This is a genomic window from Halomonas sp. AOP43-A1-21, from assembly GCF_052376775.1.
Classification (GTDB): domain Bacteria; phylum Pseudomonadota; class Gammaproteobacteria; order Pseudomonadales; family Halomonadaceae; genus Vreelandella; species Vreelandella colorata.
This window is the reverse complement of sequence record NZ_JBQSWC010000061.1, coordinates 1-6,736: the sequence shown is the minus strand read 5'-3', so window position 1 is coordinate 6,736 and position 6,736 is coordinate 1. Positions and strand designations below refer to the sequence as shown.

The window sequence follows — 6,736 nt, the reverse complement described above, 5'->3', positions numbered from 1 at the left end:
TTGTTTGAGGAAGGAGCCGCAAAGGGCAAGGATGGTTCGAGTGCCTGGATTCAGATAGAAGCATAGGGGATTAGTCGGAGAGTGCCCCAGGCATGAGAAAACCCCGAAAGCCTGCGCGTCAACGTTCCGAGTAGTAGTGACGGTGGTAGGCACTTCAAGCCCTGGCTAACGCTGGGGCTTTTTATTTGAAACCGAGGCAGTGAATTTTGCGGTTTGAAACCGAGAAAAGGTGAGGATTCCCATCTTTTAATTCTGTCTCGGAGACAGGTTTTAATAAGTCAGGGAAAGTCACTTCCAGACGGTCGCGCTGACCTTCCCGGCGATATGCAGAATTGCACAACGCTAATGGGCTTGGAACCTAGCCGATTGCCCCAGGCGCTAACAGAGTCGCTTAAAGACACTCTGTCTTGATATGGGGAGGTTATTCGATCCAATCCCCCCCAATGCCGGGTATTACGAAAGTTTCGTAGTGCTAGCTTTCCCACACTTCCCCCAGCTTAAAAAAAGAGCGCGCAACGGCCAAGGCAACAAAACACAACACCAAACAAGGCCGATTCAAAACGCTTTGGGATTGCCGCTTGTGGTTACTAGCGTGGTTATAGCCACTGGCAGACCAAAACAAAAGGGCTCACGATTTAACGTAAGCCCTTGATATATTTGGCGCGCCCGGCAGGATTTGAACCTGCGACCCTCGGCTTCGGAGGCCGATACTCTATCCAACTGAGCTACGGGCGCATAGGGTGCGTATCGTACCTGTGCGGGCGCGCTGTGTCCAGCCGCGTGGCGGCTTTACTGCTTGCCTCGATTGACCGTTTTCCCAGGTGTAGGGCATGATTTGTGGGCACTTCGTCTTTTTACACATCGGGAACTCATAAAAATGAAAACATTCACGCTGAACACGCTGGCGTTAGGCATTTCTCTGGCGCTGGCAACCGCTGCCAACGCAGCTGATTTTGACGATATGGACCCGGTCACCCTGCGCCTGGCGCATGTGGTTAACGAGCAGGATGGCTTTCATATCGCCTCCACCAAATTTGAAGAGCTGGTCGAAGAGCGCACTGGCGGCAAGGTAAGCATTGAGATTTTCCCTAATGCGACCCTGGGCGATGAGCGCACGCTGCTTGAAGGCATGCAGATCGGCACGGTGGATATGGGCCTGATTACTAATGGTCCGGTGGCCAACTTTGTCGAAGAGATGGCGGTATTCGAACTGCCGTTCCTGTTCCCTTCTCCTGAAGCGGCCTATGGCGTACTGGATGGTGAAATCGGTCAGGAGCTTTTAGACAAGCTTTCCGACGTTAACCTGAAAGGCCTGGCCTACGCCGAGCGCGGTTTCCGCAACCTGACCAACAGCGAGCGCGCGGTGAATACGCCGGACGATATGGATGGCCTGCGTATCCGCGTGATGGAAAACCCCGTTTACACCGATACGTTCCGTGAACTGGGCGCCAACGCCATTCCCATGGCCTGGACCGAAGCACTGACCGCCATGCAGCAGGGCACTATCGATGGCCAGGAGAACCCGGTCAACGTGGTGTATTCGTTCAATCTGGGCGAAACGCAAAACTACATGACGCTTTCGCGCCATACCTATGCCCCGGCCATTTTTGTGATGGGCATGTCCGCCTGGAACAAGCTACCGGAAGAGGCACAGGCCGTGCTGGAAGAAGCTGCTCAGGAAGCTGCCGAGCATGAGCGCCAGGTGAATGCCGACATGGAAGCCGAACAGCTAAGCGCTCTAAAAGAAGCTGGTATGGAAATCAACGAAACGCCTGATCTTGAAGCGTTCCGGGCGCAGGTAGCGCCGGTCTATGAGAAGTATGGAGAGCAGTTCGGCGATTACCTGCCGCGCATTCGCGAAGCCATTGCAGAGTAAATCGACGTTCGGTTTTACTTGAGCCGTTGATGCAAAAGGCCACCGCGCGGTGGCCTTTTTACTAGGCGCCCTCCCTTACGCGCGTGGTTTAGCCCAGAATCTTGCCGGGGTTAAGCAGCCCTTTAGGGTCCAACGCCAGCTTCATGCGCTTCATCAGGGCGATCTCTTCGGGTGTGCGCGAGATATGCAGGTAATCGCGTTTTTCCATACCCACACCGTGTTCAGCAGAGATCGAGCCGTTATAGGCGGCAAGCGACCCATACACCACGTCTTCTACCTGATGGCGGCTGTGCGGGCTGGCGTCGCGCACGGTGATCATGATATGCAGGTTGCCATCGCCCAGGTGGCCAAACACCACTAGCGCGCCGGTTTCCGGCCACTGCTCCTTCAACTTGCTCTCAAGCGCGGTCACGTACTCATCCATATGGACGATCGGCAAGCTGACATCGTACGAGAACATCGGGTTGAGTTCGTGTACCAGGGTTTCGATGTCCTCGCGGACTTCCCAGATGCCCTGGCGCTGGGTATTGGAGTTGGCAAGCACCGCATCGGTGATCAGCTCGGCTTCCAGCGCCTGTTCCAGCACGCGGGCGAATGCCTCGGCTTCCTGCTTTTCATCTGAACCCAGCGTTTCGATGATGGCGTAAAACGGTGAGTCGGTAGCCAGCAGCGCGGTGTGCTTGGTGGTTTCAGACGTCATCAGGGTGTAGTGGTTGTTCCACAACGCTTCAAAGGCGCTCAGGCTGTTGGCGAGCTCTTTTGAAACCAGTTTGAGCAGCGTGGTCAGCGCATTAAAGGACGGCACAGCGACCAGCGCGGTCTGCTCACTGGGCATATTGGGATGCAGGCGCAGTACGGCGCGGGTGACGATCCCCAGGGTGCCTTCGCTGCCAATAAACATCTGCTTCAGATCGTAACCGGCGTTGTTCTTCAGCATGGTGTTCATCGAGCTGACCACGGTGCCGTCGCTCAGGACGACCTCTAGCCCCAGCACCTGCTGGCGCATCATGCCGTAGCGGATAACCCGAATGCCGCCGGCGTTAGTGGCGATGTTACCGCCGATGGTGCAGGAACCGCGGGCACCCAAATCGAGCGCGAACTGCATGTCGATCTCTTGGGCAGCTTCCTGAACGCGCTGAAGTGTGACACCCGCCTGTACCTGCATGGTCGAGCCGACCGCATCGATGTTTTCGATCTGGTTCATCAGCTCAAGGGACACCACTAGCTCATTGGGGCTGGCAACGGCGCCGTGTACTACACCGGTTAGCCCGCCATGCGTCACCACGGCCTGCTTGGCGGCATGGCACTTGGCCATCACCTGACTAAGCTGCTCGGTGGATTGCGGCCGAATGATCGCTTTGGCTTCGCAGGGCGCTTTGGTGAACCAGTCGACGCTGCGCTGCGCGACATCGTCACCCAGCAGCACACCCGTTTTGCCTACGATGTTTTCAAGCTCTTTAATCAGCGTGTCCATTGTCTGTTCCTGTCTTGGCCGGTCGGTGCGATGAGAAGATTCGTTATTTTACGCAAGCGATGGGAATGCATCATCGGGAAGATCGTTTTAACGTTCCGGATTTGCCTGGGCGATGAGGCTATCCTCAACCGGGCATTTGCTCAAGTCTTGGCCCTGAAACGCTTTTTTTATTGCCAGCGCGAATAGCCAGTAGGCTCTAAGACGAATGGCAGGGTTACAATCAATTATTTGTTCGCTAAAACCAATATGGTATAGATGACGCGCCTATTAAGGACACCCCCTTTTCACACTATAAAAAAATCGATCACTTCAAGGAGATCACGTGGACACCTCTGCACTTTCCAGCACGCCCCGCACCCTGTTTAAACGCGCAACCCTGGCCTTAGCCTGCGCTAGCCTTCTGGGGCTTTCGCTTGCAAGCCACGCCGACGTGCCAGAGACCAACCTGCGTTTGGCCCACGTGGTGAATAGCGATGATACCTACCATATTGCCGCCACGCGCTTTCAGGAGCTGCTGAGCGAAAAAAGCGACGGTGCGATTAGCGTCGAGATTTTCCCTAATGCCTCGCTTGGCGATGAGCGCACCTTGCTTGAAGGCATGCAGATCGGCACGGTAGATATGGGCGTGATTACCAACGGCCCGGTGGCGAACTTTGTCGATGAGTTTTCGGTGTTCGAGCTGCCGTTCCTGTTCCCCACGCAAGAAGCTGCCTATGAAGTGCTGGATGGCGAGATAGGTCAGGAGATTCTCGGTAAGCTCGAAGGCGTTAACCTGAAAGGGCTGGCTTTTGCTGAGCGCGGCTTTCGGAACATCACCAATAGCCGCAACGCGATCAACACTCCAGATGACCTCGATGGGCTGCGCCTGCGCGTGATCGAAAACGAAGTGTATGTGGATACCTTCCGCACGCTGGGCGCCAACGCCGTGCCCATGGCCTGGACCGAAGCGCTGACCGCCTTACAGCAGGGCACCATTGATGGCCAGGAAAACCCGATCAACGCCATCTACGCCTTTAACCTGGCCGAAACTCAGAACTACCTGACCATGACGCGCCACATCTACGCGCCGGCGCTTTTCGTGATGAGCCTGCCCAAGTGGAACGCCATGCCCGAAGAGGTCCAGACGCTAGTGCTTGACGCCGCGCGCGAGGCTTCAACCTACGCCCGCGAGCAGAATGCCGAGATGGAAGCCGAGCAGCTGGCGGCGCTGGAAGCCGCAGGCATGGAAATCAACGACTCGCCGGATATCGAAGCGTTTCAGACGGCCGTTGCCCCAGTGTATGAAAAATACGGTCAGCAGTTCGGTGACTACCTTTCCCGTATCCAGGAGGCTTTGCAGTAAGTGGCCACTTTGTCTCAAACGTTGTTAACACCGCTGCGGCTGATCGAGCGCGGGCTGGATGGCATCATCCAGCCTGTCGTGTTTATCGGCATGGCGGCTCTGATCGGGGTGATCACGCTGCAGATCGTCTCGCGGGTGCTGTTTACCGCGGTCGGCTGGACCGAAGAGGTCGCCCGTTTTCTGCTCATCTGGATTACCTTTCTGGCCGGTACGCTGGCTTTTCAGCGCGGGCATCATATTGCCGTTACCTTTGCCGTCGACGCGCTTCCCGCTCGTTTACGTCAGGTAGCGCGGATCCTGGCCGTGATGGCGGTTATCGCCTTTATGATCACGCTGGTGGTGATCGGTTATCGCTATATGCAGGTGCAGAGCTTCCAGAAATCCGCCTCGCTGCGCGTGCCGATGTCGTACGTGTATGCCGTGATGCCTATCAGTGCGGCCATCATGGCCTGGTATGCTCTAATCGATCTGCTTGAGCTGGTACTTGAAGGCAAACCCTCGCAGCCCATGGGAGAACAGACACCATGACCATGCTGCTATTTGGCCTGTTCTTCCTGTTTATGCTGATGGGCGTGCCGATTGCCTTTGCGATTGGCGCAAGCACCCTGTATGCCCTGTACCAGTCGGGCGTGCCGCTGATGGTGGTGACCCAGCAGATGTTCCAGGGCATCAACTCGTTCGCGCTGGTGGCGATTCCCATGTTCATTCTTGCCGGTGACTTAATGGCTCAGGGCAAGGTGAGCGAGCGGTTGGTGAGTTTTGCCGATTCGCTGGTGGGCTTTATGCGCGGCGGGCTTTCGATTGTATCGGTCATGGCGGGCATGTTCTTTGCCGCTATTTCGGGCTCGGGGGCGGCCACCACAGCGGCGGTCGGTTCAAGCCTGGTGCCGGAGCTCAAGCGTAAAGGTTATGACCCCGCCTCGGCGGCCAGCCTGATCGCCGCTAGCGGCACCATCGGCGTGGTTATCCCGCCATCAGTACCCATGATTATCTACGCAGTCATCGCCCAGCAGTCGGTGTCCAAGCTGTTTTTAAGCGGTTTTTTACCCGGCTTGGCCATGGGCTTGGGGCTGATGGCCATTGCTATCACGCAGGCCTATAAACGCCAGTATCCCAAGGGTACGCCGCTTTCCATCACCACTATCTTGCGCACCTTCAAGGCGGCAAGCTGGGGCTTGATGACGCCGGTGATTATTCTGGGGGGTATCTTCACAGGAATCTTCACGCCGTCTGAAGCGGCGGTGGTGGCCGTGAACTATGCACTGTTGGTGTCACTGTTCATCTATCGCGATTTAACCCTGCCCCAGGTATATCGCCTGCTGATCCGTTCAGCCATGACCACCGCGGTGATCATGCTGGTAATCGCCATGTCGGCAGTGCTGAGCTGGACACTGTCTAGCTGGCAGGTGCCCGGCGCTATCGCCCAATCGGTGCTCTCGCTCTCAACCAACCCACTGATCATCATGCTGCTGGTGGTCGCCGTCATTTTGCTGACCGGCGTGTTTATCGAAACGGCAAGCGCGCTGATCATCCTAACGCCGGTGCTGCTACCGCTGGTGCTGCAGTTGGGGATCGACCCGATTCACTTCGGTCTGATTATAGTGGTAGGGCTCTCGATAGGTATGATTACCCCACCGGTGGCGATCAACCTGTACGTTGCTTCTTCCGTCACGCAGCTGCCGCTTGAGCGCATTACGCGGGCCATTGTGCCGTATATGCTGGGCTTGATCGGGGTGCTGCTGTTAGTCGTCTACGTGCCTATCTTTATGGGCTGGTCGGGTCATTAACCGCGCCTAAGCGTTCAAAAAAGGGGCCAGCTACCGGCTCCTTTTTTGCTTAAGCCGATGCTAGTTAGTGCCTTTCGGTCTGACACGACTTCCTAAACTGGCCGGGCGTGATGTCAAACAGCTGATAAAAGCAGCTACGAAAATGAGACATGCTTACAAACCCTGCCGCCACCGCTATTTCAGCAACGGGTTTATTAGTTTGCTGAAGTAGCTGGCGGGCGCGGGTTAGACGTAGCTCCATATAGTAGCGAGACGGG

General features: G+C 56.3%; 6 protein-coding genes and 1 tRNA gene. 4 read left to right on the top strand and 3 right to left on the bottom strand.

All coding sequences use genetic code 11. The features are described from left to right. Window positions 1–658: 658 nt before the first annotated feature. A tRNA-Arg gene (locus ACT3R7_RS20285) sits at window positions 659–735 on the bottom strand. A 142-nt stretch (window positions 736–877) separates the two neighbouring features. Here ACT3R7_RS20285 and ACT3R7_RS20280 point away from each other — a divergent pair. Beyond that, window positions 878–1,876: a TRAP transporter substrate-binding protein gene (locus ACT3R7_RS20280; protein ID WP_192539399.1), complete on the top strand. Its 999-nt coding sequence runs from the start codon at window positions 878–880 to the stop codon at window positions 1,874–1,876. A gap of 88 nt (window positions 1,877–1,964) precedes the next feature. Here the strand turns inward: ACT3R7_RS20280 and ACT3R7_RS20275 are convergent, their stop codons facing one another. Continuing rightward, entirely contained in the window at window positions 1,965–3,350 is a 1,386-nt protein-coding gene (locus ACT3R7_RS20275) for an FAD-binding oxidoreductase (protein ID WP_192539770.1), read from the bottom strand. Window positions 3,351–3,672: 322 nt separating this feature from the next. Between ACT3R7_RS20275 and ACT3R7_RS20270 the strand changes: the two genes are divergently transcribed. The 3 genes from ACT3R7_RS20270 to ACT3R7_RS20260 are packed head-to-tail and all read left to right on the top strand — an operon-like array spanning window position 3,673 to window position 6,479. Then, window positions 3,673–4,692: a TRAP transporter substrate-binding protein gene (locus ACT3R7_RS20270; protein WP_192539769.1), complete on the top strand. Its 1,020-nt coding sequence runs from the start codon at window positions 3,673–3,675 to the stop codon at window positions 4,690–4,692. Next, window positions 4,693–5,220 (top strand): TRAP transporter small permease, encoded by a 528-nt coding sequence (locus ACT3R7_RS20265; RefSeq protein WP_192539768.1) that lies wholly within the window; start codon window positions 4,693–4,695, stop codon window positions 5,218–5,220. Then, entirely contained in the window at window positions 5,217–6,479 is a 1,263-nt protein-coding gene (locus ACT3R7_RS20260; protein WP_192539767.1) for a TRAP transporter large permease, read from the top strand. The genes ACT3R7_RS20265 and ACT3R7_RS20260 overlap by 4 nt, the downstream gene beginning before the upstream one ends. Window positions 6,480–6,543: 64 nt before the next feature. On the opposite strand, the gene ACT3R7_RS20255 is transcribed toward ACT3R7_RS20260, so the two are convergent. After that, a partial coding sequence (locus tag ACT3R7_RS20255; protein WP_496199434.1) for a helix-turn-helix domain-containing protein occupies window positions 6,544–6,736 on the bottom strand: 193 nt, incomplete at its 5' end.